This is a genomic window from Roseateles toxinivorans (genome assembly GCF_004362525.1).
GTDB lineage: Bacteria > Pseudomonadota > Gammaproteobacteria > Burkholderiales > Burkholderiaceae_C > Paucibacter > Paucibacter toxinivorans.
On record NZ_SNXS01000001.1, the window covers coordinates 431,955 to 456,639 of the forward strand.

A 24,685-nucleotide genomic window follows, 5' to 3' on the forward strand; every position below is an offset into this window, starting at 1 on the left:
GCTGGCGGCGAGCACGGCGGTCGTGCTCAGCAGCCTGCCGTGCACTTGCCGTGGGCGTCGAACTCCATCGTCTTGCCCGACAGCGGGATGTGGACCGGCACCTTGGTGGCCTTGATGAAGGCCTCGGTCTTGCTGCCCGGGCGCAGCTTGCCGCCCACGGTGCCGACCTCGTTGGCATGCGAGGCGATTACCGAGGCGGGCTTGACCAGATCGTTGATCACATAGGCCGCCTCGGCCGGCCCGGTGGTGAAGCCGTCGCCGATATTCATCACCGCCAGCTTGGCGTTGTAGTGCTTGTTCACGACCAGATCCTGGTCCGCGGTGATGCCGGTGTCGCCGGACAGATAGGCCACCAGGCCGTTGCTGAAGCGCAGCACATAGCCGGTCGCCAGGCCCACGTCACCGGCAATGCCCACGTCCTTCATTGCCTTGCCGAGCTCGCCGCCGATGTAGTCGGGATCGACGCCGTTGCTGTGCAGCGCCGTCACCGTGGCGATCTTCACGCCGCCGACCGTCACGCTGCCGCCGAAGCGGGCCAGCATCGAGTTCGCCGGATCGCCGCCATTGGCCTTCAGCTTGGCCGCGAAGAAGGGCGGCATTTCGCTGCCGGTCACGATCTTCGATTTCTTGGCCAGCGCGATATTCACCACGCTGGAGTTGGGCATGGCCGAGACCGACATGTCAGGCTTGTCGCAGGCCCCCGAGTTCGGCGCCTTGTTGTGCGCATTGCCGACATGGTCACCGTGCATATGGCTGACCAGGATGATGTCGATCTTGCCCAGCCGCGGGTCGGTGGCGCCGGCCACCGTGCGGCCGGGGTCATAGAGCACGCGCGTGCCGTTCGGGTCTTCGAACACCAGCGCGCGATCCTGTGGACAGAACTCCCCGTCGATGCCGCCCAGCGGTGTGACCTTCACTGTCGTCTGCGCCGGCTGAGCGTGCACAGGCAGGCTCAGGGCGGCGCCAAGGGCGCCCACGGCGGCGATCCAGGTCGAACGATTCATCATGAAAAAGTCTCCTTGTTGCGGTTGCGTTCAGTCACGGCCCTGTTCGGCCAGCGCACGCACATCGACGGCGCTGCCCACACCCCAGCAGGCCGCGATCAGCGCGCTGCAGCGCTCGGCGCCCAGCACCTGATCGGCCATGCCGTGGAATTTCGCTTCCAGCTGCGCATCGCTCATCGGCCTGGCCAGCGAGCCGATGGCATGCTCGACAAAAACATGGACGCGTCGCCCATCGCTCAGCACGGCGGTGACGTCGGCGCTGGCCTCGGCAATCGCGTCATCGACGGTGGCCACCACCTTGCGGCGCAGCGCCACCATGTCGGTGCGGTTGACGATGTCGTCGGCAAACTCCTCTTCGGCCGCACGGCCGAAGGTCAGGCCGGCGGCGCAGCCGTGATAGACGCTGAACTTGGCCTGCAGGCCGTCGGCCGGCTCCTTCTTGCCGGTCAGCTCCAGCACCAGCGAATGCACCTTGAGTTCGATGCGCTCGATTTGCTCCGGCCTCACGCCCTGTTCGCGCAGCTGTGCGCAGGCGTCGATGCTGGGGTGGATGACGATGCCGCAGGCAAACGGCTTGTAGGCGTTGAAGCTGATCTCGAAACGCGAGCCCAGCTCGGATGTGATCTCCGACCAGTCGTTCTTGGTCGAGATCGTCTGCATCATGCCTCGCGGTGCCTCCAGTGCACGCGGGCTGGCGGTGAAGCCCTGCTGGGCGAGCAGCGCCGCCATCAGGCCGGCCCGTGCGGCGGCGCCGGGGTGGAAGGGCTTGGTCATGGTGCCGAACTGCTCGCGCACGCCGATCGGCTGCGAGGCGGCGATGCCCAGCGCCATGGCCGTCTGCTGCGCGTCCAGCTTCAGCAGCCGCGCGCAGGCCGCCGCCGCGCCCAGCGTGCCGGTGCTGCCGGTGATGTGCCAGCCGCGGTCGTAATGGTCCGGGTACATCGCATTGCCGACGCGGCAGCTGACGTCGATGCCCAGCACCAGCGCGTCGATCAGCGCGCGGCCGCTGGCGCCGGTATGTTCGGCCAGTGCCAGCACCGCGCTGGCCACCGGGCCGGCCGGGTGGATGATGGTCTTCAGGTGCGTGTCATCGAAGTCGAAGGTGTGCGAGCTGATGCCGTTGATCAGTGCGGCGCTGGCCATGTCCACCTTCTCGCCGCGGCCCAGGATGCTGGCCTGCGCCGCGGGCTGCAGCAGTTGCACTGCGGCCAGCGCTGCCTGTGCGGTTTCGTGGTGAGCGGCGCCAACGGCACAGCCCACCCAGTTCATCAAGGTGCGGTGGGCTTCATGGTCCACCGCATCGCTCCAGCCGCGAGACGGGTGATTGACGATGAACTCGGCCAGGATGCGGGTGACGGGTGGAGCGTTGTGGTCGGCGGCGACCTGGGTATTGCGGGCCATGGGGAAATCTTTCTGGGGAGGGTCAGTTGTCGAGCTGGATGCCGCGGGCCTTGGCCACTTGCGTCCAGCGGGCGATGTCGGCGCGGATGAACTCGGCGAACTGTTCGGGGCTCATGGCCAGCGGCTCCAGCGCCTCGATCGACAGCTTCTCGCGCAGGTCGGGCATGGCCAGCACCGCGCCCAGGCTGTCATTGAGGGTCTTGACCAGGGCGGCGGGCATGCCGGCGGGGCCGACCACGCCATACCACTGCTGGGCCTCGAAGCCCTTGAAGCCGGACTCGTCCAGGGTCGGGATGTCCTTGAACTGCGGGTGGCGGACCAGGCCGGTCACCGCCAGCGGCCGCACGCGGCCGGAGCGGATGTGCGGCACGGCCGCCGCCAGGCCCGGGAACATCGCCTGCGTCTGGCCGCCGATCAGGTCGGTGAACGCCGGGGCGATGCCGCGGTAGGGAATGTGCACGATGAAGGAGTTGACCTGCTGCTTGAACAGTTCCATCGTCAGGTGTGTCAGCGAGCCCGCGCCGGCGGACCCATAGCTGAGCTTGCCCGGGTTCTGGCGCAGATAGGCGACGAACTCCTTCAGCGTGTTGACGGGCAGTGCGGCGTTGACGACCAGCACATTGGGTGTGCCGCCGATCATGCCCACCGGCGTGAAGTCCTTGATCGCGTCATAGGGCAGCTTGCGGGTGGCCGGGCTGGTGCCATGGGTGGCGACATAGCCCTGCATCAAGGTGTAGCCATCGGGGGCGGCACGCGCCGTGGTCTGGGCCGCGATGGTGCCGCCGCCGCCGCTCTGGTTGTCCACCACAAAGGTCTGCTTCAGCGCCTGGCCCCAGCGCTCGGTGACGGTGCGGCCGACGAAGTCGCTGCCGCCGCCCGGCGCCACCGGCACGATGTAGCGGATCGGCTTGTTCGGGAAGGCGGTCTGGGCCCAGGCCGGCAGGCCCAGCATCAGCGGAGTGGCTTGCAGCAGCGTGCGTCGTTTCATGCCTGTTTCCATTCGGGTGGTGTGCTGGCTACGTCCAGCGTGGACAGCAGACGCTGGCGTCCCTGCAGCACATGGGCTTGCGCCAGCTTGTTGGCGCGGTCGGCCGTGCCCTTGGCAATGGCCTCGAAGATCTGGCGATGCTCCTTGTTGGAGCGGCGCATATTGATCGAGGCGTCGAAGTAGCGCCTGCGGTACAGGTGCAGCTCCTTCACATGGTCTTCATAGGCCTGCTGCGCGCGCTGGTTGCGGCATTGCGCCATCAGCAGCGCATGGAAGCGCAGGTTCAGCTGGTAGTAGTGCTGGCCGTCGTCGGCCTCGCAGGCGGCATCCATGCCATCCAGCAGTTGCTCGAACTCCCGGCGGTCGGCCTCGCTCAGGTGCTCGGCCGCCTGCTGCGCGGCAAAGCCCAGCAGCAGCGCGCGCAGCTCGTAGATCTCCAGCATTTCGCGCACCGAGATCTGGCGCACGAACACGCCGCGGTTGGGCACGGCCAGCACCAGGCCGATGCCGGTCAGCATGCGTATGGCCTCGCGTATCGGGCCGCGGCTGGTGCCCATGCGCAGGGCCAGTGCGGCCTCGTTCAGCCGCTCGCCGGGGGCGATCTCGCCGCTGTAGATCAGCTGCTGCAGTTGCTCGCAGATGCCATGGGCCAGACCCTGCTGCGATCGTTCGGCGCGGGCCGGCGTGGCACGTTTTTTTGCGGCGGGACTTGTGTTCATGGGCCGGATGCTAGCGCAAGCAGCGGCCTTTGTGGGCCTCTAAGTGTTTGCGATAGGTTTGAAAGTGTTGACACTTTTGGCTTGACGGCCAACACTCGGCGCACACTTTCCGGGTCTGCCCCGACACGACCGCCATGCCGCATGTCCCTGCTTCCAGCGCCCTGGCGCGCTTTCGCGTCATCGACCTGACCCAGGTGCGGGCCGGCCCCACGGCCTGCCGCCAACTGGCCGACTGGGGCGCCGACGTGATCCAGGTGCAGATGCCCGAGCACATGCGCGGCGACGACACGCTCGGTGGCCAGGACGGCAGCGACTACCAGTACACGCACCGCAACAAGCGCAGCGTCACGCTCAATCTGAAGGAGCCCGAGGGCATTGCGGCACTCAAAAAACTGATCGCCACCGCCGACGTGGTGGTCGAGAACTTCCGCCCCGATGTGAAGTTCCGCCTGGGCATCGACTACGAGACCCTGGCCAGGGATCAGCCGGGCCTGGTCTATGCCAGCATCTCCGGCTTCGGCCAGACCGGCCCGCTGGCCGAGCGCCCCGGCTTCGACCAGATCGCCCAGGGCATGGGCGGGCTGATGTCGGTCACCGGGCTGCAGGACCAGGGGCCGGTGCGCGTGGGCATTCCGATCGCCGATCTGTGCGCGGGCATCTTCGCGGCCCAGGGCATTCTGGTCGCGCTGCTGGAGCGCGATGCCTCGGGCAAGGGCCAGTGGGTGCAGACCTCGCTGCTGCAATCGATGATCTACATGATGGACTTCCAGACCGCCCGCTGGCTGGTGGACGGCGAGGTGGCGACGCAGGCCGGAAATTTCCACCCGACCAGCATCCCGACCGGCGTCTACAAGGCCCGCGACGGCTTTATGAACATTGCTGTGTTCGGCAGCAAGATCTGGGAGCGCTTCTGCACTACCCTGGGCGCGCCCGAGTGGATCACCGACCCGCGCTTCCATGACAAGCCCAGCCGCAGCGTCAACCGCGATGCGCTGAATGCGGCGATCAACGAGCGCCTGGCGCATCAGGACCGCGCCCACTGGATAGAGCGATTCAACAGGGACGGTGTGGCCTGCGGCCACATCAACGACATGAGCGAAGTCTTCGACGAGGCCCAGGTCAAGCACCTGGGTCTGGTGCAGAGCGTGGTCAGCGAGCGTCTGGGGCCGCAGCGCCATGTCGGCCAGCCGATGACCCTGGAGCGCACGCCCAGCCTGCTTGTGCGTGCAGCACCGAGGCGCGGCGAGCACACGGAAGAAGTGCTGGGCGAACTGGGCCTGGCGCCCGACGATATAGCGCAGCTGAAGGCGCGGGGAGTGTTCTGATGACGGTTGACTACATGGGCATCTACGTTTCACCCACCGAGCGATTGCAGGTGCGCCTGGACGGCAGCACCTTGCACATCGTCTTCAACAATCCGGCCAAGCACAACGCGCTGAGCGTGGACATGTGGGGCGCCGTGCCGGCGCTGCTGACGCAGGCTGCCACTGACGAACGCGTGCGCCTGGTGGTGTTCTCCGGCGCTGGCGAGAAGGCCTTTGTCTCGGGCGCAGACATCTCGCAGTTCGAGGACCAGCGGGCCGCCAAGGAGGCCGTCAAGCACTACGAGGCGCTGGCCGAAGAGGCCTTGATGGCCATCTATCACTCGGCCAAGCCGACGCTGGCCTGCATACGAGGCTGGTGCATTGGCGGCGGCGTCAATGTGGCCATCAGCTGCGACATCCGCATCGCCGCCAGCGACGCGGTGTTCGGCATACCGGCCGCTCGGCTGGGCCTGGGCTACCGCTACTCGGCGCTGAAGAATCTGGTGGACCTGATCGGCGTCGGCGCCGCCAAGGATCTGTTCTACACCGCGCGCCGCATCGATGCCGCCGAGGCCAAGGCGTTGGGGCTGATCTCGCGTACCTGCGCGGTCGAGCAATTGCCCGCGTTGTTGGCCGAGTACACCGGCAGCATCGGCGAGAACGCACCGCTGACGATTGCCGCGGCCAAGCAGATCGTCGGCGAAATCCTCAAGCTCTCGCCGGACCTGGACGTCGAGCGCTGCCGGGCGCTGATCCTCGGCTGCTTCGAGAGCGAGGACTACGCCGAGGGCCGCCGCGCCTTCATGGAAAAACGCAAGCCGCAGTTCAAGGGGCGATGATGATGAAATCCTATTCACTCAGGGTCGAAGGCACACAAGTCCTCGTACAGCTGGCCGATGTGCCGATGCCCGAGGCCGGCCCCGGCCAGCTGCTGCTGAAGATGCATGCCGCCGGCCTGAACCGCGGCGAGTTCATACCCGGCGGGCTGATCAAGGGCGGTGCCGCCAAGCCTGCCGGCATCGAGGGCTCGGGCGAGATCGTTGCTCTGGGCGCTGGTGTCACCGGTCTGACGATAGGCCAGCGCGTGATGGGCCGCTGCCCCGGCGCCTTCTCCGAATTCGCGGTGATGGACGCACGCGAGGCACTGCCGGTGCCGGCCGGCCTGGCGATGGAAGCGGCCGCCGCGGTGCCGCTGACCCTGCTGGTGGTGCATGACATGCTGGTGCTGCAGGGTCGGCTTCAATCCGGCGAGTGGCTGCTGGTGACCGGAGTGTCCTCGGGCGTTGGCGTGGCCTCGCTGCAGGCGGCCAAGGCGTTGGGCGCCAAGGTCATCGGCACCTCTGGCTCACCTGAAAAGCTGGCGCGCCTGCAGGCCCTGGGCCTGGATGTGGCCATCAACACCCGCTCACCGGACTTCGCTGCACAGGTGCTGGAAGCCACAGGCGGCCAGGGCGTGAACCTGGTGGTCAATACGGTCGGCGGCAGCGTATTTGCCGAATGCCTGCGCTGCATGGCCTTCGAGGGGCGGCTCGCCACCGTCGGCTATGTGGATCATCAGTTGAAGGCCGAGATCGACATACAGGCGTTGCACGTCAAGCGGCTGACGCTGTTCGGCGTGTCCAACAAGATGCGCAGCGCCGATCAGCGTGCTGCGGGTCTGCCCGCCTTCAAGGTCGACCTGCTGCCGGCAATTGCCGACGGCCGCATCCGGCCGCTCGTCGATAGGGTGTTCCCGTTCGACGAACTCGCGGCCGCCCAGGCTCATATGGAAACCAATCAGCACCTGGGCAAGATCGTGCTGAAGATCAGCGACTGAGATCGCAAGACCGGAGACATGATGCACAACACCAACCACAAGACCGGCACCCTGCTGGCTACCCTGCTGCTGCTTTGCGGTGCCGGCGCCGCCCAGGCCCAGGCCTGGCCGTCCAAGCCGATACGGCTGGTCATCGGCTTCGCGCCCGGTGGCGCGGCTGACTACGTGGCCCGCACCATCGCCGACCCGCTGGGGCGCGTGCTCGGTCAGACGGTGACGGTCGATAACCGCGCCGGTGCAGGCAGCAGCCTGGCCGCCGACTTCGTGGCCAAGGCACCGGCCGATGGCTACACGCTGCTGATCGCCAGCCCCAGCAGCATCTCGGTCAACCCGGCGCTGAACCCCAAGCTCAGCTACAGCGCCAAGGACCTGCTGCCGGTCACCCGCGTCACGACCTCGCCGCTGGTCGTGGCGGTCAACCCGGGGGCGGGCATCAACACCTTCCAGGAGCTGATCGCCACGGCCAAGGCCAAGCCGGGGGTGCTGAACTACACCACCTCGGGCAATGGCTCGGCGCCGCATCTGGGCGCGGCCCATTTCAGCAAGGTGGCCGGCGTGGATATGGTGCACATCCCCTACCGCGGCGGCGCACCGGCGATCCAGGCCGTGGTGGCCGGCGATGCCCAGCTGACCTTCGGCACGCCGCCCTCGGTCCTGCCCATGGTGCAGGCCGGCCGCCTGAAGGCGCTGGCCGTGACCAGCCCCAATCGCACGCCGCTGGTGCCCGATGTGCCGGGCACCATCGAGGCCGGCCTGCCTGGCTACAGTCTGTCGTTCTGGTACGGCTTCTTTGTGCCGGTGGGCACCCCGTCCGAGGTGACGAAGAAGCTGTTCGATGCCACGCAGCAGGTCATGCAGCGCCCCGAAGTGAAGGCCGCTTTGGCGCGCGAGGGCACCGAGGTGGCGATGTCGAAGTCGCCCGAGGACTTTGCCGCCTTCCTGACCGAGGACAACCGCTTCTGGGCCAAGCTGGTGAAAGACGCCGGTGTGAAGTCGGACTGACTGCGGATCAGGTCGCGCCGCTCTTGCGCCCGGCCAGCAGCAGCACCACGCCCACCAGCACCAGGCCCGCCGAGGCCCATTCGAACGAGCTGACCACCTCGCCGGCAATGCCCACGCCCAGCAGCATGGCGATGACCGGATTGACGAAGCAGTAGCTGGAGGCCAGGCCGGTGGGCGCCTTGGCCAGCAGCACCATATAGGCGTTGAAGGCGATCAGCGAGCCGGCCACCACCAGATAGAACCAGGCCGCCACCGACACCGGCTCGGGCGGCCATTGGCGGGCCAGCACGGCATAGTCGTCGCTGATGGCGGCCATCATCAGAAGCACCACGCCGCCACAGATCATCTCGCTGGCAAAGCCGGTGGCGCCGGGGGCCAGCGGGAGGCGGCGCTGCGACAGCATGCTGCCGGCACACCAGGCCAGGCAGGCAATGGCGATGGCGATCAGCCCCGGCGTGCTGGCGGCAAAACCTGCCCCCTGCGTCAGCAGCAGCACGCCACCCAGACCAAAGGCAATGCCCAGGGCCTCCAGCCGCGAGGGCAGATTGCCCATCAGCGCGTTGGCGGCGACCATCAGTACGGGAACCACGGCGATGAAGGCCACCACCAGGCCCGAGCCGACCGTCTGCTCGGCATAGGCCGTGCCGCCCATGCCGCCACCCAGCATCAGGGTGCCCACGGCCAGCGCATTGCGCCACTGACGGCGATCGGGCCAGGGTGCGCCGCGCCAGCGCATCCAGGCCATCAGCACAAGGCCGGCGACCAGAAAGCGCGAGCCCATCTGCACAAAGGGCGGCAGGCTGATCAGCGCGTACTTGATCGCCAGGTAGGTGGAGCCCCAGACCAGCCAGGTCGCGGCCAGGCAGGCAATGATCAAGGGCGAGAGGGCGGGAGTCGTCCGCAGCGGGGTCAGGGTGGCGGTGGTCATGCTGCAAATCGTAGAGAGCAAGCAGATTGCGGTGAATGTCAGTTCACAGGACTTCACCGGGTTTGAGCTTGCATTTCATTGTTTTCGTGGTGCTAAGCTTTGAATATGGAATCTGGAATAGCCTTGGACGCCCATGACACCCGCATCCTGCTGGAACTGCAGGCGGATGCCCGTCTGTCGATGGCCGAGCTGGGCCGGCGCGTGCACCTGAGCCAGCCGGCCGTGACCGAGCGGGTGCGCAAGCTGGAGAGCGCAGGCGTGATCTCGGGCTACCGGGCCACCGTCAACCTGGCGGCGCTGGGCTACGGCATCCGGGCGCTGATGCGTGTGGGCCGCACCGACTACCCTCGCATGGTCAAGCTGGTGGAGGACACGCCCGAGGTGATCCGCTGCCACAACATCACCGGCAGCGACAGCTGGATGCTGGAGATCGCCGTGCTGGACGTGGCCCATCTGGATGCCGTGGTGAGCCGCTTCTGCATGCTCGGCGAGACGGCCACCGCTATCATCCTCAGCACCGTGCGTGAGCAGCAGGCCGTGCGCCCGGCGCGGCGCGAGGACGTGAAGCCGCCGCAGCGCAGCGCCAAGCCGGGCTGACTCAGTTCAGCAGGTCCAGCAGGCGATCGAGGCCACCGTCGTTGATGGCCACCATCGCCTGCTCGCGCACCTTCGGTTTGGCGTGGTAGGCCACGGACAGGCCTGCCGCGCCCATCATCGGCAGGTCATTGGCGCCGTCGCCGACGGCGATGGCCTGCTCGGGCCTGCAACCGATCTCGGCGCAGCATTGCAGCAGCATGCGCCGCTTCTCCTCGCCGTCGCAGATCTCGCCCCAGGACTGCATCACGAGGCCGCCGGTCAGCACGCCGTCCTTGAACTCCAGCTCGTTGCTGCGCACGAAGTCCATGCCCAGCTCGGCAGCCACAAAGCGGGTGAAGAAGGTGAAACCACCCGAGACGAGCACCAGCTTGATGCCGGCGCTTTTCAACGCCGCGCACAAGGCGCGGGCACCGGGGTTGAACTGCAGCCGCTCCTTCAGCACGCCTTCCAGCGCCGACATCGGCACGCCCTTGAGCAGGGCCAGTCGGCGGCGCAGGCTGTCCTTGAAGTCGGTGATCTCGCCGCGCATCGCCGCCTCGGTGATGGCCGCCACCTCCGCCTTTCGGCCGGCCGCGTCGGCAATCTCGTCGATGCACTCGATATTGATCAGCGTCGAGTCCATGTCGAAGGCGGCCAAGCGGAAGTTGCTCAGCAGCAGCGGCGGGGTGAAGCCTTGGGTGATAAGGGTCGGGTCTTGCATATCGGTTCCTGAGAAATTCGTAGCCTGGATGCAGCGAAGCGGAATCCGGGGCTCCTGGCGAGCATGTGCCGGCCCCGGATTGCGCTGCACTTCATCCGGGTTACCTGGTCAAGCGGGCGTGGTCGGTTTGCCCAGCAGGCGTAGCACTTCGCGTATCGCCTGGGCGCGGTCCTTGGGATCGGTCAGCTGCTTGTCGATGCGCAGCTTGTCGTTGCCGACCAGCTTGATGGTCTTGTTCTTCTGCACCATCTCGATCACGCGCAGTGCGTCGATCGGTGGGTTCGGGCGGAAGCTGATGTTCATCACCGTCGGCGCGGCATCTATCTTCTGCACACCGTAGGGCTTGGCGAGCACGCGCAGGCGGTGCGTGTCGAACAGTGTCTGGCCCTGGGTCGGCAGCTTGCCGAAGCGGTCGGTGATCTCCTCGAGCATGGCATCGATCTGCTCATTCTTCTCGGCCGTGGCCAGGCGTTTGTACAGGCTCAGGCGCACATGGACGTCGCCGCAATAGGCGTCGGGCAAGAGGGCGGGGGCGTGCAGATTGATCTCGGTGGTGGCGGCCAGCGGGCTCAAGAGGTCCGGCTCGCGGCCGGCCTTCAGCGAGCGCACGGCCTCGGCCAACATGTCGTTGTAGAGCTGGAAGCCGACTTCCATCATGTTGCCGCTCTGGTTCTCGCCCAGCACCTCGCCGGCGCCGCGTATCTCCAGGTCATGCATGGCCAGATAGAAACCGGAGCCCAGCTCTTCCATGCTCTGGATCGCGTCCAGCCGCTGCTGGGCCTGCTTGGTCAGGCTCTGCACATCGGGCACCATCAGATAGGCATAGGCCTGGTGGTGCGAGCGGCCGACACGGCCACGCAGCTGGTGCAGCTGGGCCAGGCCGAATTTGTCAGCACGGCTGATGATGATGGTGTTGGCGCTGGGCACGTCAATACCGGTCTCGATGATGGTCGAGCACAAGAGCAGGTTGTGCTTGCCGCCGACGAACTCGCGCATCACCCGCTCCAGCTCGCGCTCGGGCATCTGGCCATGGGCCACGGCGATGCGGGCCTCGGGCACCAGCTCCAGCAGCTTCTGCGCGCGGTTCTGAATCGTCTCGACCTCGTTGTGCAGGAAGTAGACCTGGCCGCCGCGCTTCAACTCGCGCAGCACGGCCTCGCGTATCGTGCCGCTGGACTCGCTGCGCACAAAGGTCTTGATCGCCAGGCGGCGCTGCGGGGCGGTGGCAATCACGCTCAGGTCGCGCAGGCCTTCCAGCGCCATGCCCAAGGTGCGCGGTATCGGCGTGGCGGTCAGCGTCAGCACATCGACCTCGGCGCGCAGGGCCTTCATCGCCTCCTTGTGGCGCACGCCGAAGCGGTGCTCCTCGTCGATCACCAATAGACCCAGGCGCTTGAACTTGACGTCCTGGCTGAGCAGCTTGTGCGTGCCGACGACGATGTCTATCGTGCCATCGGCAATGCCCTCGACCGCCGCCTTGATCTCCTTGGGCGAGCGGAAGCGGCTCATCTCGGCCACCTTGACCGGCCACTTACCGAAGCGGTCCGAGATGTTCTGGAAATGCTGCTCGGCGAGCAGCGTGGTGGGCGCGAGTATCGCCACCTGCTTGCCGCCGATCACCGACACGAAGGCGGCGCGCAGCGCGACCTCGGTCTTGCCAAAGCCGACGTCGCCGCAGACCAGCCGGTCCATCGGCTTCGGTGAAATCATGTCCTGTATCACCGCATGGATGGCGGCGCGCTGGTCCGGCGTCTCCTCGAAGCCGAAGCTGGCCGCGAAGGCCTCGTAGTCGTGCGGCGAGAAGCGGAAGGCATAGCCCTCGCGGGCGGCGCGGCGGGCATACAGATTGAGCAGCTCGGCCGCGGTGTCGCGCACCTGTTCGGCGGCCTTGCGCTTGGCTTTTTCCCACTGACCGGAGCCCAGCCGGTGCAGCGGCGCCTCTTCGGCGCTGACGCCGGTGTAGCGGCTGATCAGATGCAGCTGCGCCACCGGCACGTAGAGCGTTGCCTTGTCGGCGTACTCGAGATGCAGGAACTCCGAGGCGCCGTCGCCGATGTCGATATTGATCAGGCCCTGGTAGCGGCCTATGCCATGGTTGACGTGGACCACCGGGTCGCCGACCTTCAGCTCGGACAGGTCCTTGATCAGCGCATTGACGTCGCTGACCTGCTCCTGCTTGCGGCGGCGTCTCGTCGTCGGCGTGGTGGCAAAGAGTTCGGTTTCCGTGAAGAACTGGATCTGCCGTTCAGCTTCGGGCTCGAACCAGAAGAAGCCTTCGGCCAGGGGCGCGGCCGTGATCGCGAACTTCTCGTCGCTGGCGATGAATTCGTCCAGCGTAGCCACCGACGGTGGATCGATCTTGTTGTCGCGCAGCAGCTCCAGCAGGCTCTCGCGCCGGCCCTCGCTCTCGGCCAGCAAGAGCACGCGATGCGGCGTGCTCTTCAGATGGTCTTGCAGGCGCTGTAGCGGCTCCTGCGCGCCGCGCTCGACGCTGACGTCGGGCAGCGGCCGGGCGTAGTCCACCGCCTCGGTGCCGCGTAGGGCCAGCACCGGATGCGGGTGCGTCAGCGAGAAGAAGTCCTCGGGCCGCAGGAACAGCTCCTCGGGCGGCAGGATGGGCCGCTCGGGGTCGTGCTGCAGGAAGCGGTGGCGCTCGCGGGTGTCCACCCAGTAGCGGCCCAAGGCCTCGTCCAGATCGCCGTGCAGGACGATGGTGGCCTGCTCGCCCAGGTAGTCGAAGATCGTCGCCGTCTGCTCGAAGAACAGCGGCAGGTAGTACTCGATGCCGCCGGTGGCAATCGATTGGTCAATGTCCTTGTACAGACGCGACTTGGTCGGGTCGCCGTCCATCTTCTCGCGCCAGCGGGCACGGAAGGCCTTGCGCGCCGGCTCGTCCATAGGGAACTCGCGGCCGGGCAGCAGGCGGACCTCGGGCACCGGGTAGAGGCTGCGCTGACTGTCCGGGTCGAAGGTGCGGATCGAATCGACCTCGTCGCCGAACAGATCGACGCGGTAGGGCACTAGCGAACCCATGGGGAACAGATCGATCAGCCCGCCGCGCACCGCGTACTCGCCGGGCGAAACGACCTGGCTGACATGGGTGTAGCCGCCCAGCGTCAGCTGCGCCTTCAGGCTGGCCTCATCGAGCCGCTGCTTCTGCTTGAAGTTGAAGGTGGTGGCGGCCAGAAAGCTGGTCGGCGCCAGGCGGGTCAGGGCGGTGGTGGCCGGCAGCAGCACGACGTCGATCTCGTGGGTGTGGCGGTTCTGCAGCAGGCGCCACAGCGTGGCCAGGCGTTCCGAGATCAGGTCCTGGTGCGGGCTGAAGGTGTCGTAGGGCAGGGTCTCCCAGTCGGGGAACACGGCCACCTTCAGGCCCGGCACGAAGAAGGGCAGTTCGTCTTCGAGACGTTGCGTGTCGCCCGGGTCGGCGGTGATGATGGCCGTGATGCGACCTGAAGCCACCTGCTTTTGCACGAACTGCGCCAGCATCAGCGCATCGGCCGAGCCTACGGGGCGGGGCAGGGTAAAGCGTTTACCGGGGGCAATGGAGGGCAGCTGCATGGTGCACAAATGAGTTCAGCCCCGGAACGGGGCTTGAGGATGGCTTCGATTGTAGGGATGCGCGCTGATCGCACGCTTTCCCGCCAGCCGCGCCACGGCGGCCGACAGCAGGGTTGAGTTGAGTCAAGTGCAGAAAACCTGGCCTGACTAACATCAAAACAAGGGAGTCGATACCGCTCGCGTACCCTCGCAAGGGTGCCGATCGATGGTTGTGCCACGCCCATGGGCGGCCAGCCAGGAGTCCTGATGCCAAAGAACAGTGCAGTTTCGCGACTTGGTGCCCACCTCCGGGATGAACTGCACCAGGCGCCGCTGGCCCGCGCGGGCCTGGCCCTGCTGCCGCCGCTGCTGGCAGTTCTGCTGCAATGGGCGCTTTGGGCCCATATCACGCCCTATGTCTGGTTCCTGTTCTTCCCGGCAGTGTTCGCCAGTTCCTGGATCGGGGGTACGGCCGCGGGCCTGCGGGCCACCGCGCTGTCGGCCCTGATGGTGTGGTACCTGTTCATCCCGCCGGTCCATCAGTTCGACAAGGGCAGCCTCCGGGCGTTGTTTCCGCTGCTGGTGTTCTGCATGATGGGCCTGGCCTTCAGCCTGTCGCACGCGCGGCTGCGCAGCAGCGAACAGCGCTTGCGCAGCCTGTTCGACCAGGCCGGCGAAGGCATCTTCGTGGCCGATCTCGACGGGCGCTATGTCGACGTCAACCGTGCCGCATGCGAGATGCTGGGATATGCCCGGGCGGAGTTGGTAGGCAAGACCATTGCCGACTTGATTCCGCCCGGAGATTTGCCACGGTTGGCGCAATCGAAGCAGCAGTTGATCGGTGGCGCCGCCGAACTCGCGGAGTGGACGTTGTGCCGCAAGGACGGCAGCCAATTGCCGGTGGAGGTGAGCGCAAAGATTCTGCGCAACGGGCAGTGGCAGGCCTTTGTGCGCGACATCAGCGAACGCCGGCGGGCCGAGGCCCAGTTGCTGCTGGCCGCCACCGTGTTCGACAACACCAATGAGGCCGTCCTCGTGACCGACGCCCGGTCGAACCTGCTGACGGTGAACCGCGCGTTCACCGCCATCACCGGCTTTGAGGCTGCCGAAGTGCTGGGTCGAAACCCGTCCCTGTTGCGATCGCAATCCCATGACGATGCGTTCTTCCAGAGGCTGTGGGCCGCCTTGGCCGAGACGGGCCAGTGGCAGGGCGAGATACTGAACCGGCGCAAGAACGGCGAGGTCTTCCCCGCCTGGGAGAGCATCAGCGCGGTCACGGATGCGAGCGGGCTGGTGACCCATTACGTGGCGGTGCTGTCCGACATCACGCCGCTCAAGCGCGCCGAGGAGCGGCTTAGCCATCTGGCCCACCACGATCCGCTCACCGGGCTGCCGAACCGCTTGATGTTCTCGAGCAGTCTGCAGCATTCGGTGGCGCGTGCGCGGCGCCATCAGCAGAAGGTGGCGCTGCTGTTCATCGACCTCGATCGCTTCAAGATCGTCAACGATGCCCTGGGCCACGCGGCCGGCGACGAATTGCTGAAGGAGATCGGGCAGCGACTCAAGCGCATCGTGCGTGCCGAGGACCTGGTCACGCGCCTGGGCGGCGACGAGTTCACGGTGGCTCTTGAGGAAGTGGAGTGTCCCGACGCGATCGCCGCGGTAGTGCGCAAGATCATTGCCGAGATTGCCCGGCCGGTGGCCCTGTACGGGCGCGACATCGTGATCTCGGCCAGCGTGGGCATTGCCCTCTATCCCGATGATGCCGACTCGGTGGACGACCTCACCAAGGCTGCCGATGCCGCCATGTACATGGCCAAGGAGCGCGGACGCAATACCTACGCCTTCTATACCGGCGAGATTGCGGACGGTCTGCAGGAGCGCCTGGCCATGGAGACCGGCCTGCGCCGAGCACTGGAGCGTGACGAACTGCTGCTGTACTACCAGCCCCAGTTCAACGCGGCTACGCAGCGCCTGACGGGCGTCGAGGCGCTGCTGCGCTGGCGCCATCCGGAGCAGGGGCTGATACCGCCAAACCGGTTCATCCCGCTGGCCGAGGAGAGCGACCTCATCGATGCGCTCGGCGGGTGGGTGTTGCGGCGCGCCTGTGCGCAGGCCCGGGCCTGGCTGGACGCGGGCCTGGCGCCGGTCCGCATCGCGATCAATGTGTCGGGCCACCAGATCCTGCACCAGCAGCTGGTGGAGGAACTGGAGGCGGCGCTGCACAGCAACGGCCTGAGCGCGGGCGATGCCGCGATCGAGGTCGAGATCACCGAGAGCGTGCTGCAGGGGGTCGAGCACAGTGGCAAGGTGCTGCAGCGCCTGCGCGATATCGGCATTCGGGTCGCCGTCGACGATTTCGGAACGGGCTATTCCTCGCTCAGCGTGCTCAAGCAGATGCCGATCGACACGCTGAAGATCGACCGCCTGTTCGTGCGCAACATTCCCGATGACACGGACGCCAAGGCCATCGTCAGCGCGGTGATCTCGATGGCCCACACGCTGGGCTTGCGTGTCGTCGCCGAGGGGGTCGAGACCTCGGCGCAGCTGGGGTTCCTGCGGGAGGAGGGCTGCGACGAGGTGCAGGGCTATTTGCTGGGCTTTCCTGAGCTGCCGGAACAGATTGCGCTGCTGCTGCGTGCGCAGGGGGCTGCGGCGGTGCTGCCGGCCGGGCCGGCCTGACCCCGGCGGGCTCAGGCGCCCCTTGCCGGGCGGTGCAGGGTCAGGGGCTGCGCCACAGGGGTGCGGCTGCGCGCACGCAGCTGCCCGCAACCCCCTTCCACATCCTGCCCCGCCGAGTCACGCAGCTTGGTCAGCACGCCGCGTTGGTGCAGGCTGCGGGCAATCGCCGCCGCCCGCTCCCAGCTGGGCCGCTTGAAGGCCAGCTCTGGAATGGTGTTGTACGGAATCATGTTCAGGAGCGCGTATTTGCCCTTGAGCAGGCGCACGATGCCGTCAAGCTCGTCCTCGCCATCGTTGATGCCCTCCATCAAGGTCCACTGGTACTGGATCGGGTAGCCGGTGGATCGGGCATAGATCTCGCCCAGCTCGACCAGTTCGTCGGGGGCTATCTGCGGTGCGCGCGGCAGCAGCCGGCGGCGCAGCTCGAGCTTGGTGGTGTGCAATGACAACGCCAGCGCCGGCTTGACTTCACCCAGCGGCAGACGCTCGAACACCCGCGGATCGCCGACGGTGGAGAACACCAGGTTCTTGTGGCCGATCTGGCCCACCGTGCCCAGCAGGTGGATCGCCTCCAGCACATTGTCGAGGTTGTGGGCGGGCTCGCCCATGCCCATGAAGACGACCTTCTTGACGACCCGCTGGGTGCGCGCCAGCGCCACCTGGGCGACGATCTCGCCGCTGGTGACCTGACGTAACAGGCCGCTCTGGCCGGTCATGCAGAACACGCAGCCGACCGCGCAGCCAACCTGGGTGGAGACGCAAAGGCCGTCACGCGGCAGCAGCACCGACTCGACCGTCTGGCCGTCATTCAAACCCACAAGCAGGCGGGCCGAGCCGACGGCATCGGGGTGGATGGAGACCAGCGTGGCCAGGCTCTGCAGCTCGGCGTCCAGCGCCGGCAGGGCCTCGCGCAGCGCCAACGGCAGAAAGTCCGCCGGGCGGCGCCTGCCCTGCTCGTGCGGGCGGGCCAGTACCCAGTCGGCCAGCAGGCGCTGCTCGTGTTTCGGTTTGGCGCCCAGCGCGCGCAGGCGCTGGCGCAGGGCTTCAATCTGCATGGGGTGGGTAGAGGGTGCGGTGTATCAAACGGGGCAATTCTTCCAGCGTGTTCTGCTTCTGCATCACGGCCCTGACGCCGCACTCATGGGCGCCTGCCAGCAGCTCCTCGTTGATGAAACCCGAGCTGATGATGACAGGCAGCCTCGGCGCCACCATGTGCAGCCGCTGCGCCACGTCCAGGCCCGACATCTCGGGCATATTGAAGTCGGTCACCAGTATGTCGAAGGCAGGGGGCTGCTGCAGCAGCGCTTGCAGCGCCTCGCCTGCCTCCATGAAGCAGCTGACCTGGTAGCCGCTACGCCTGAGCAGGCGCTCGACCATCAGCACCATGACCTCATCGTCGTCCAGATACAGCACGCGTTCGTTGCTGCCCTGGTCCAGCTCACCCAGATTGTCGCCGGGCTGGGTGACGGGCGCTTGGGCCTCGGTCTCCAGCAGCGGCAGGTAGAGATGGAAGGTCGTGCCCTTGCCTGGCGCGCTGTCGATGGTGATGCCGCCCTGGTGGGCCTTGACGATGCCGTGCACCACGGCCAGGCCCAGGCCCGTGCCCTGGCCCACCGGCTTGGTGGTGAAAAAGGGTTCGAACACCCGGGCCAGCACCTCGGCTGACATGCCCACGCCGCTGTCGGCCACCCACAGATGGGCATAGTCGCCCTGAGGCAGCTGGGCCAGGCGCGGGTCGCTGTAGGCGTCCAGCCGCTGGCGCGCCATGCCCACGCGAATGCGGCCGGTGCTGCCGCTCAGCGCATGCCAGGCATTGGTGCACAGATTCATCAACACCTGCTGCAGCTGGGTGGCGTCGGCCAGCACGCTCATCGGCTCGTCGCTGAGCTCGAGGTCCAGGGCCACGCGGGCGGGCAGGGTGGCGCGCAGCAGCGCCATCGCCTCATCGACGATGGGGCGCAAGCCTTGAGCGACCAACTGCTGCGGCTGGCGCCGGCTGAAGGCCAGGATCTGCTGCACCAGGCTGCGCGCGCGCACCGCGGCGCGGTTGATCTCGTCGAGGAAGCTGCGCGCCGGATGGCTCTTGTCAACTTCCATGCGCGCCAGGCCGACATTGCCCAGGATGGCGGCCAGGATGTTGTTGAAGTCGTGGGCAATGCCGCCAGCCAGCGTGCCAATGGCCTCCATCTTCTGCGCCTCGCGCAGCTGCAGCTCCAGCGCGCGCACGCTGGACTCGGTCTCGCGCTGCTTGCTGACGTCGATCGGCGAGATGATTGCAATGTCGCCGTCATCGGTCTCGAACAGCTGGGCCGACACCAGGCAGATCATGGCCTTGCCGGCCTTGTCGAGGAAGCGTACCTCGTACTGGTCCAGATGGCGCTGCGCGACCAGCAGCTCCAGATAGGGCCGGCGCTCGGCAACGCTGGCCCAGATGCCCAATTGCTGGGGCGTACGGCCGATGAACTCGTCCGACTTGTAGCCGAACAGGCGCAGCACGCTGTCATTGGCCTCGACAAAGGTGTCGTCGGCCATGCGCATCAGGGCCAGGGGCACCGGCGAGTGGTGGAAGATGTTGGAGAACTTGGCCTCGCTGGTCTTCAGCGAAGCGCGTGAGCGCCCCAGCCAGCGCATATGCCACAGCAGGAAAAAGCTCAACAGCCCCACCAGGGCCAGGATGGCGGCCGAGAAGCCGGCCCGGTCGCGGCTGCGGATGCGCCAGGCGGCCAGCACATCGTTCAGCTCGCGGGCATAGATGGCAGTGACCGGATAGCCCTCGACCTTCTTGAAAAAGTACAGCCGGGGCGCTCCGCCGCTGGCGTCCAGAAACCCCGAGGCCTGGACCGAGCCCTCGCTGCCCATCGCCTTGATCTTGCCAAAGCTTTCGGTGGCCGACAGGTCGCGGCCCAGCCAGGCCTTGTCGTCGGGCACGCGCACGATCACATGGCCGGCGTCGGAGTACAGGGCCACCAGCGCATGGCCGTTGCTGGCCACGCGGTTGTAGAAGCGCGAGAAGTAGGCAATGCTGATGTCGGTGCTGATCAGGCCCTCGTAGCGCGCGCCGGCCGGGCGGATATTGCGCGCCACCGGCAACACCGGTTCGCTGTCGTAATAGCGTGGGAAAGGGCGGCCCAGCATCACCTCTGCATGGCCCGGGTGGCTCAGCAGGAAGGGGATGTAGCTGCGGTCGTCGGCATCGGTCTGGTAGGCCGGGTAGTCGATCGAATTGACCCAGGCACCGCCCTTGGGGTCCACATACTGCAGCGACTTCAGCACGCTGTTGAACGGCTGGGCCTTGGCCAGCACGCTGCGTATCAGGTCGCTGTCCGCCGGCTTGCCGCCGGCCGCGGCATCGATGGCCCGTACCAGCGCATCGAGATTGCCCTCGGCGTCGCGAAGGGTCTGCTTGGCATGCTCTTCGAGCAGGCGCACCGCCGTCAGGCCGTGGGTCTGCTCGGTATCCATGGTCAGCTGGCGGTCCTGCTGGATCGCCCAGCCGGTCTGCAGCGCAATCGCTGCGACGGTCAGGGCGACAAAAGACAGCAGCACCTGGCGCGCGCCTCTTGGCGTTTCGGCGAACTGCTTCAGTGCGGAGAGGAGGGCGGCCATGCGCTTGTGGCCTGACCGCGGCCTATTGGTAGATGCCTGTGCCCAGGCACAGGTCGGGCGACACCCGCTCGACATAGCCGCGCTTGGGCTCGATGTGCTGGGTCACCGGGTTGGGCCACTTATAGGCCACCCAGCCCTTGCCGGCCTTGGTGTCGAAGCAGACGCGCACGAACTCGCGTATCAGGTAGAAGCCGTCGGCGTCGCGCATCTCCAGCATCACCTTGCCCCGTATCTTCGGGTTCTTGCCATGTATCACCTGGAAGCCGTCCGGTGCCACCGAGTACAGGTACAGATCGCCATGGGGGTTGATGCTGCTCTTGCTGTTGAAGGGGCTGTCCAGCCGGTTGAACTCGACCACGGACTTGTCCAGCCCATGCGTGCTCAGGTGCTGCCGCGCCTTGGCCAGCAGGGCCAGGGCCAGCGCTTCATCGCTGCGTGCAACAGCTTGCGCCCGGGCCGCAGGGAGTGCCAGCAGGGCGTGGGTACAGGCAATGAGCAGGAGAGTGAAACGAATCATGGTGGCGTGACAGGGGCCAGGCAGGGGCCGGCAAAGCACGCGAGTCTAGGCTACGCCGCTTTGTGGCCTTCAACAAGCGCCCGATCATGGTGTGACAAGCCTCCTAGAATCCCTGCATGACAACCTTTCCTGTGGGGCTGCAGCCTCGCTGCTTTGCCTTGGTGCCTGCCGCTGGCGTCGGCGCCCGCTCGGGCGCCGCCGGCCCCAAGCAATATGTGCCGCTGGCCGGCCGGCCGATGATGGCGCACACGCTCCAGGCGCTGGCTGCGGTGCCCGACCTTGTCGCGACCTTGGTCGTTCTGGCCCCCGATGACGATCAATTCGAAGCGCTGCTGCCCGAGTTTGCCGGCGAGCGGGCCTGGGTGGCGCGCTGTGGTGGTGCCAGCCGCGCCGAAACAGTGGCGAATGGCCTGCAGGAGCTGCTGGCCCGGGGCGCGCAAGCTCATGACTGGGTGCTGGTGCATGACGCCGCACGCTGCCTGCTGCGCGCGGAGTGGGTGCAAGTGCTGATAGCCGCCTGCGCCGATGACGAGGTCGGTGGCCTGCTGGCCCTGCCGCTGGCCGATACCTTGAAGCAGGCCAGCCATGGTCGTGTGATGGCGACTGTCGATCGCCAGGCCAAGTGGGCCGCGCAGACGCCGCAGATGTTCCGCCTGGGCCTGCTGCGCCCGGCCTTGGCGGGCGCCGATGCCGGTGTCACCGACGAGGCCAGCGCCGTCGAGGCGCTGGGCCATCAGCCGATGCTGGTCGAGGGCGCGCTGGAGAATTTCAAGGTCACCTGGCCGGCTGATTTCGCGCTGGCCGAACGATTGCTGAAGAGTCGATAGGGAGAACGTCATGACAGTTGAATCCGATGCCGACATTGCCGGCCTGAAGGCCGCAGGCGCCGTGGTGTCCGATGTGCTCAAGCGCATGCTGGACGCGATGCGCCCGGGCATGAGCACCCTGGAACTGGACCAGATGGGTGCGCAGTGGCTGGCCGAGGCAGGCGCCAAGTCGGCCCCGGCCACCAGCTACAACTTCCCTGGCGCCACCTGCATCAGCATCAACGAGGAGGCCGCCCACGGAATTCCCGGCCCGCGGCTGATCGTCAAGGGCGATGTGGTGAACGTCGATGTGTCGGCCGAGCTTGACGGCTATTTCGCCGACACCGGCGGCACCCGCATCGTGCCGCCGACCACGCCGACGAAGACGCAGCTGGTGTTCGCCGCCCGCTATGCGCTGGACCAGGCCTTGAAGGAGGTGCGCCACGGCGCCAAGCTGAACCGCATCGGGTTTGCCATCGAGCGGGTCGCGCGGGCGCACAAGTTCAGGGTCATCGAGAATCTGTGCAGCCATGGCGTGGGCCGCTCGCTGCACGAGGAGCCCGCCCATATCCCGGGCTATTTTGACGCCAGCGACACCCGGGTGATGAGCGAGGGCATGGTGATCACGATCGAGCCCTTTCTATCGACCAAGAGCACCTATGCCGACGAGACCGGCGATGGCTGGACGCTCAGCGGCGTCAAGGGCAATCTGTCGGCCCAGTTCGAGCACACCTTGATCATCACCCGCGGCGCGCCGATTGTCGTAACTCATCACTGAGGCTTGACTACCGCGGCCACGGCTGCATCCAGCCCCACTGTCGCCACGCCGGTGGCGGGGGTGTATTCGTCGTAGTACCACTCGCCGCCCTGCTGCACCAGGCCATCGGGGGCCGGGTCTTGCGCCCGCGGCACGGTCTTCAGCGCCTGGGCCATGAAGTCCAGCCACACCGGCACGGCCAGGGCCGAGCCGCTCTCGTGGTCGCCGAGCTTGCGCGGCTGGTCATAGCCCATCCAGACGACCGCCACCAGCTGCTTCTGAAAGCCGGCGAACCAGGCGTCGAACACATCGTTGGTGGTGCCGGTCTTGCCGCGCACGTCGCTGCGGCCCAGGCGCTGCTGCACGCCGGGCGCGCTGCCGCCGGGGCGGGTCACGCTGGCCAGCATATCGCTGACCAGAAAGGCATTGCGTGCCGCTATCACGCGGCGGCTTTCGTCAAGCGCCGGCAGCCGCGTCTCGCTGAGCACGCGGCCCTGGGCATCGCTGATCTTGCTGATCAACAGCGGCTGCACGCTGTGGCCGCCATTGGCGAACACCGCATAGGCGCCGGCCATCTGCATTGGCGTCACCGCGCCGGAACCCAGGGCCATGCTCGGATAGGCGGGGTTCCTGGCGACCTCGAAGCCGAAGCGGGTCAGCCAGACCTGGGCGCGCTCGACGCCGACCGTCTGCAGCACACGTATCGCCGGCATATTGCGTGAGCGGGCCAGCGCGCTGCGCAGATCCATAGGCTCCTCGTAGCGGCCGTCGTAGTTCTTGGGCTCCCAGGCCGGCTGGCCCTCGGCGGCGGCGATGCGCACCGGCGCGTCGCTGATCAGGGTGCTGGGCGTCAGGCCCTGCTCCAGCGCGGCCGAGTAGATGAAGGGCTTGATCGTAGAGCCCGGCTGGCGCCAGGCCTGGGTGGCGTGGTTCAGCTGGTTCTTGCCGCCATCGAAGCCGCCGACCATGGCGCGGATCGCGCCGGTGGCCGGGTCCATGGCGACCAGGGCGCCCTGGACCTCGGGCAGTTGCGCCAGCCTCCACTCGCCACCGGCCTGCAACTGGCGCAGTCGTATCACCGAGCCGACGCGGATGGGCAGCTTTGAAGACGCCTTGACCGACAGCGTCGCGCCATTGGCCAGCACGGCGCTCAGCCGTTCGGCACCGACCTGTGTCACGACGGCGGCCCTGAGCTGACCCTGGTCGGGGTGCCGCTCCAGCGTGTCCGCCACGACGGCCTCGATGGCGCTGGCCTCGCGGGGCAGCGCCACCCAGGCCTCTGGGCCTCGATAGGGCTGCTTGGCCTCGTGATCGAGCAGGCCGCGCTGCAGCGCCTCATCGGCGGCGCGCTGCTCGGCGGACGACACCGTCAGCACCACATTCAGTCCGCGGCCATAAGCGTCCTCGCCATATTGTTCGTGCACCAGTCGCCGCGCAGCCTCGGCCACATAGCGTGCATAGCGCGGGCCATTGCGCTCGGTCGTGATGGCCGGGCGCAGCTTGTAGCGCTGGGCGCGGGCCAGGGTCCATTGCGCCTGCGTGATCTTGCCGGTGTCCAGCATGCGCTTGAGCACATGTTGCTGGCGCTCCAGCGCGCGCTGCGGGTTGACGACCGGATTGCGCGCATGGGGCGACTGGGCGAGGCCCGCCAGCAGGGCGGCCTCGGGCAGTGTGATGTCCTTCAGCGGCTTGCCCAGGTAGATCTCGCTGGCTGCGGCAAAGCCGTAGGCGCGTTCGCCCAGATAGATCTGGTTCATATAGATCTCGAGGATCTGCTCCTTGCTGAGCTCGTTCTCGATCTTCAGGGTCAGCAGGGCCTCATAGACCTTGCGCGTGTAGCTTTTCTCCAGTGGCAGGTAGAAGTTGCGCGCCAGCTGCATCGTGATCGTCGAGGCGCCCTGGCTCTTGGCGCTGCCCAGATTGCTGACGAAGGCGCGCAGCACGCCCTTGTAGTCGATGCCCTGGTGCTCGTAGAAGCTGGCGTCCTCGACCGCCAGCACCGCGTCATGCAGGGTCTTCGGGATCTGTTGCAGCGGTGTGAAGATGCGGCGCTCTGCGCCGAACTCGCCCAGCAGCACGCCGTCGGCGCTGTGGATGCGCAGCGGCAGCTTGGGGCGGTAGTCGGTCAGATTGCTGATGTCTGGCAGCTGCGGTGCGGCCAGCGAGAAGGCCAGCGCCGTCAGCGACACGCTGGCCAGCAGCAGGCCGGTGGCCAGCCAGAGCAGCCAGACCAGTTTGCTGCGCAGTCGCCAGGCGCGGCCCCAGCGGGTGAGAGGAATCACCTGCGGCATGCCGTGGTTTCTGAGTTCACGCATCGC

General features: G+C 66.9%; 19 protein-coding genes. 8 read left to right on the forward strand and 11 right to left on the reverse strand.

Going from position 1 to position 24,685, the window contains the following annotated elements; all coding sequences use genetic code 11:
• Window positions 1-26: 26 nt before the first annotated feature.
• From DES47_RS01995 to DES47_RS02010, 4 genes are read right to left on the reverse strand one after another with little or no spacing between them, the layout of a single operon-like run.
• Window positions 27-1,007, reverse strand: a complete 981-nt coding sequence (locus DES47_RS01995; RefSeq protein ID WP_243748117.1) for an MBL fold metallo-hydrolase — start codon at window positions 1,005-1,007, stop codon at window positions 27-29.
• A gap of 27 nt (window positions 1,008-1,034) precedes the next feature.
• Window positions 1,035-2,405 carry an MmgE/PrpD family protein gene (locus DES47_RS02000; RefSeq protein ID WP_133698983.1) on the reverse strand — a complete coding sequence of 457 codons (1,371 nt, stop codon included), beginning with the start codon at window positions 2,403-2,405 and terminating at the stop codon, window positions 1,035-1,037.
• A gap of 22 nt (window positions 2,406-2,427) precedes the next feature.
• The gene (locus DES47_RS02005; protein ID WP_133698984.1) at window positions 2,428-3,393 is read right to left on the reverse strand and encodes a Bug family tripartite tricarboxylate transporter substrate binding protein; all 966 of its coding nucleotides are present in this window, start codon (window positions 3,391-3,393) and stop codon (window positions 2,428-2,430) included.
• Window positions 3,390-4,112, reverse strand: coding sequence for a GntR family transcriptional regulator (locus DES47_RS02010; protein ID WP_133698985.1), 723 nt, complete (start codon window positions 4,110-4,112; stop codon window positions 3,390-3,392). Before DES47_RS02010 ends, DES47_RS02005 begins: the two co-directional genes overlap by 4 nt.
• Before the next feature lie 134 nt (window positions 4,113-4,246).
• Here DES47_RS02010 and DES47_RS02015 point away from each other — a divergent pair, with 134 nt between their 5' ends.
• From DES47_RS02015 to DES47_RS02030, 4 genes are read left to right on the forward strand one after another with little or no spacing between them, the layout of a single operon-like run.
• On the forward strand, window positions 4,247-5,437 hold the full coding sequence (locus DES47_RS02015; RefSeq protein ID WP_133698986.1) for a CaiB/BaiF CoA transferase family protein: 1,191 nt from the start codon (window positions 4,247-4,249) through the stop codon (window positions 5,435-5,437).
• Window positions 5,437-6,255 carry an enoyl-CoA hydratase gene (locus DES47_RS02020; RefSeq protein WP_243748118.1) on the forward strand — a complete coding sequence of 273 codons (819 nt, stop codon included), beginning with the start codon at window positions 5,437-5,439 and terminating at the stop codon, window positions 6,253-6,255. Before DES47_RS02015 ends, DES47_RS02020 begins: the two co-directional genes overlap by 1 nt.
• Window positions 6,256-6,257: 2 nt before the next feature.
• A complete protein-coding gene (locus DES47_RS02025) occupies window positions 6,258-7,232 on the forward strand; it encodes a zinc-binding dehydrogenase (RefSeq protein WP_133698987.1) in 975 nt (324 codons plus the stop codon).
• 18 nt (window positions 7,233-7,250) lie between these two features.
• The gene (locus DES47_RS02030) at window positions 7,251-8,234 is read left to right on the forward strand and encodes a tripartite tricarboxylate transporter substrate binding protein (protein ID WP_243748119.1); all 984 of its coding nucleotides are present in this window, start codon (window positions 7,251-7,253) and stop codon (window positions 8,232-8,234) included.
• Between the two features lie 7 nt (window positions 8,235-8,241).
• Here the strand turns inward: DES47_RS02030 and DES47_RS02035 are convergent, their stop codons facing one another.
• The gene (locus tag DES47_RS02035; RefSeq protein WP_133698988.1) at window positions 8,242-9,162 is read right to left on the reverse strand and encodes an EamA family transporter; all 921 of its coding nucleotides are present in this window, start codon (window positions 9,160-9,162) and stop codon (window positions 8,242-8,244) included.
• A gap of 105 nt (window positions 9,163-9,267) precedes the next feature.
• Here DES47_RS02035 and DES47_RS02040 point away from each other — a divergent pair, with 105 nt between their 5' ends.
• On the forward strand, window positions 9,268-9,759 hold the full coding sequence (locus DES47_RS02040) for an Lrp/AsnC family transcriptional regulator (protein WP_133698989.1): 492 nt from the start codon (window positions 9,268-9,270) through the stop codon (window positions 9,757-9,759).
• Window position 9,760: 1 nt separating this feature from the next.
• Here DES47_RS02040 and serB read toward each other — a convergent pair whose 3' ends face one another.
• Together serB and mfd are read right to left on the reverse strand one after the other, a co-directional pair.
• A complete protein-coding gene (gene serB, locus DES47_RS02045; RefSeq protein WP_133698990.1) occupies window positions 9,761-10,459 on the reverse strand; it encodes a phosphoserine phosphatase SerB in 699 nt (232 codons plus the stop codon).
• A gap of 108 nt (window positions 10,460-10,567) precedes the next feature.
• Window positions 10,568-14,020 (reverse strand): transcription-repair coupling factor, encoded by a 3,453-nt coding sequence (mfd, locus tag DES47_RS02050; RefSeq protein ID WP_133698991.1) that lies wholly within the window; start codon window positions 14,018-14,020, stop codon window positions 10,568-10,570.
• Between the two features lie 246 nt (window positions 14,021-14,266).
• On the opposite strand from mfd, the gene DES47_RS02055 reads away from it, so the two are divergent.
• Complete coding sequence (locus tag DES47_RS02055; protein WP_166651809.1) at window positions 14,267-16,681, forward strand: EAL domain-containing protein; 2,415 nt, start codon at window positions 14,267-14,269, stop codon at window positions 16,679-16,681.
• Between the two features lie 11 nt (window positions 16,682-16,692).
• Here DES47_RS02055 and DES47_RS02060 read toward each other — a convergent pair whose 3' ends face one another.
• The 3 genes from DES47_RS02060 to DES47_RS02070 are packed head-to-tail and all read right to left on the reverse strand — an operon-like array spanning window position 16,693 to window position 20,804.
• Entirely contained in the window at window positions 16,693-17,736 is a 1,044-nt protein-coding gene (locus tag DES47_RS02060; protein ID WP_133698993.1) for an RNA methyltransferase, read from the reverse strand.
• Window positions 17,726-20,287, reverse strand: a complete 2,562-nt coding sequence (locus DES47_RS02065; protein WP_166651810.1) for an ATP-binding protein — start codon at window positions 20,285-20,287, stop codon at window positions 17,726-17,728. The genes DES47_RS02060 and DES47_RS02065 overlap by 11 nt, the downstream gene beginning before the upstream one ends.
• A gap of 22 nt (window positions 20,288-20,309) precedes the next feature.
• A complete protein-coding gene (locus DES47_RS02070; protein WP_133698995.1) occupies window positions 20,310-20,804 on the reverse strand; it encodes a cache domain-containing protein in 495 nt (164 codons plus the stop codon).
• A 116-nt stretch (window positions 20,805-20,920) separates the two neighbouring features.
• Here DES47_RS02070 and ispD point away from each other — a divergent pair, with 116 nt between their 5' ends.
• On the forward strand, window positions 20,921-21,631 hold the full coding sequence (ispD, locus tag DES47_RS02075) for a 2-C-methyl-D-erythritol 4-phosphate cytidylyltransferase (protein WP_133698996.1): 711 nt from the start codon (window positions 20,921-20,923) through the stop codon (window positions 21,629-21,631).
• 10 nt (window positions 21,632-21,641) lie between these two features.
• Window positions 21,642-22,388: a type I methionyl aminopeptidase gene (map, locus tag DES47_RS02080; RefSeq protein WP_133698997.1), complete on the forward strand. Its 747-nt coding sequence runs from the start codon at window positions 21,642-21,644 to the stop codon at window positions 22,386-22,388.
• Here the strand turns inward: map and DES47_RS02085 are convergent.
• A complete protein-coding gene (locus tag DES47_RS02085; protein WP_133698998.1) occupies window positions 22,382-24,682 on the reverse strand; it encodes a penicillin-binding protein 1A in 2,301 nt (766 codons plus the stop codon). The genes map and DES47_RS02085 overlap by 7 nt on opposite strands.
• Between the last annotated feature and the right edge of the window lie 3 nt (window positions 24,683-24,685).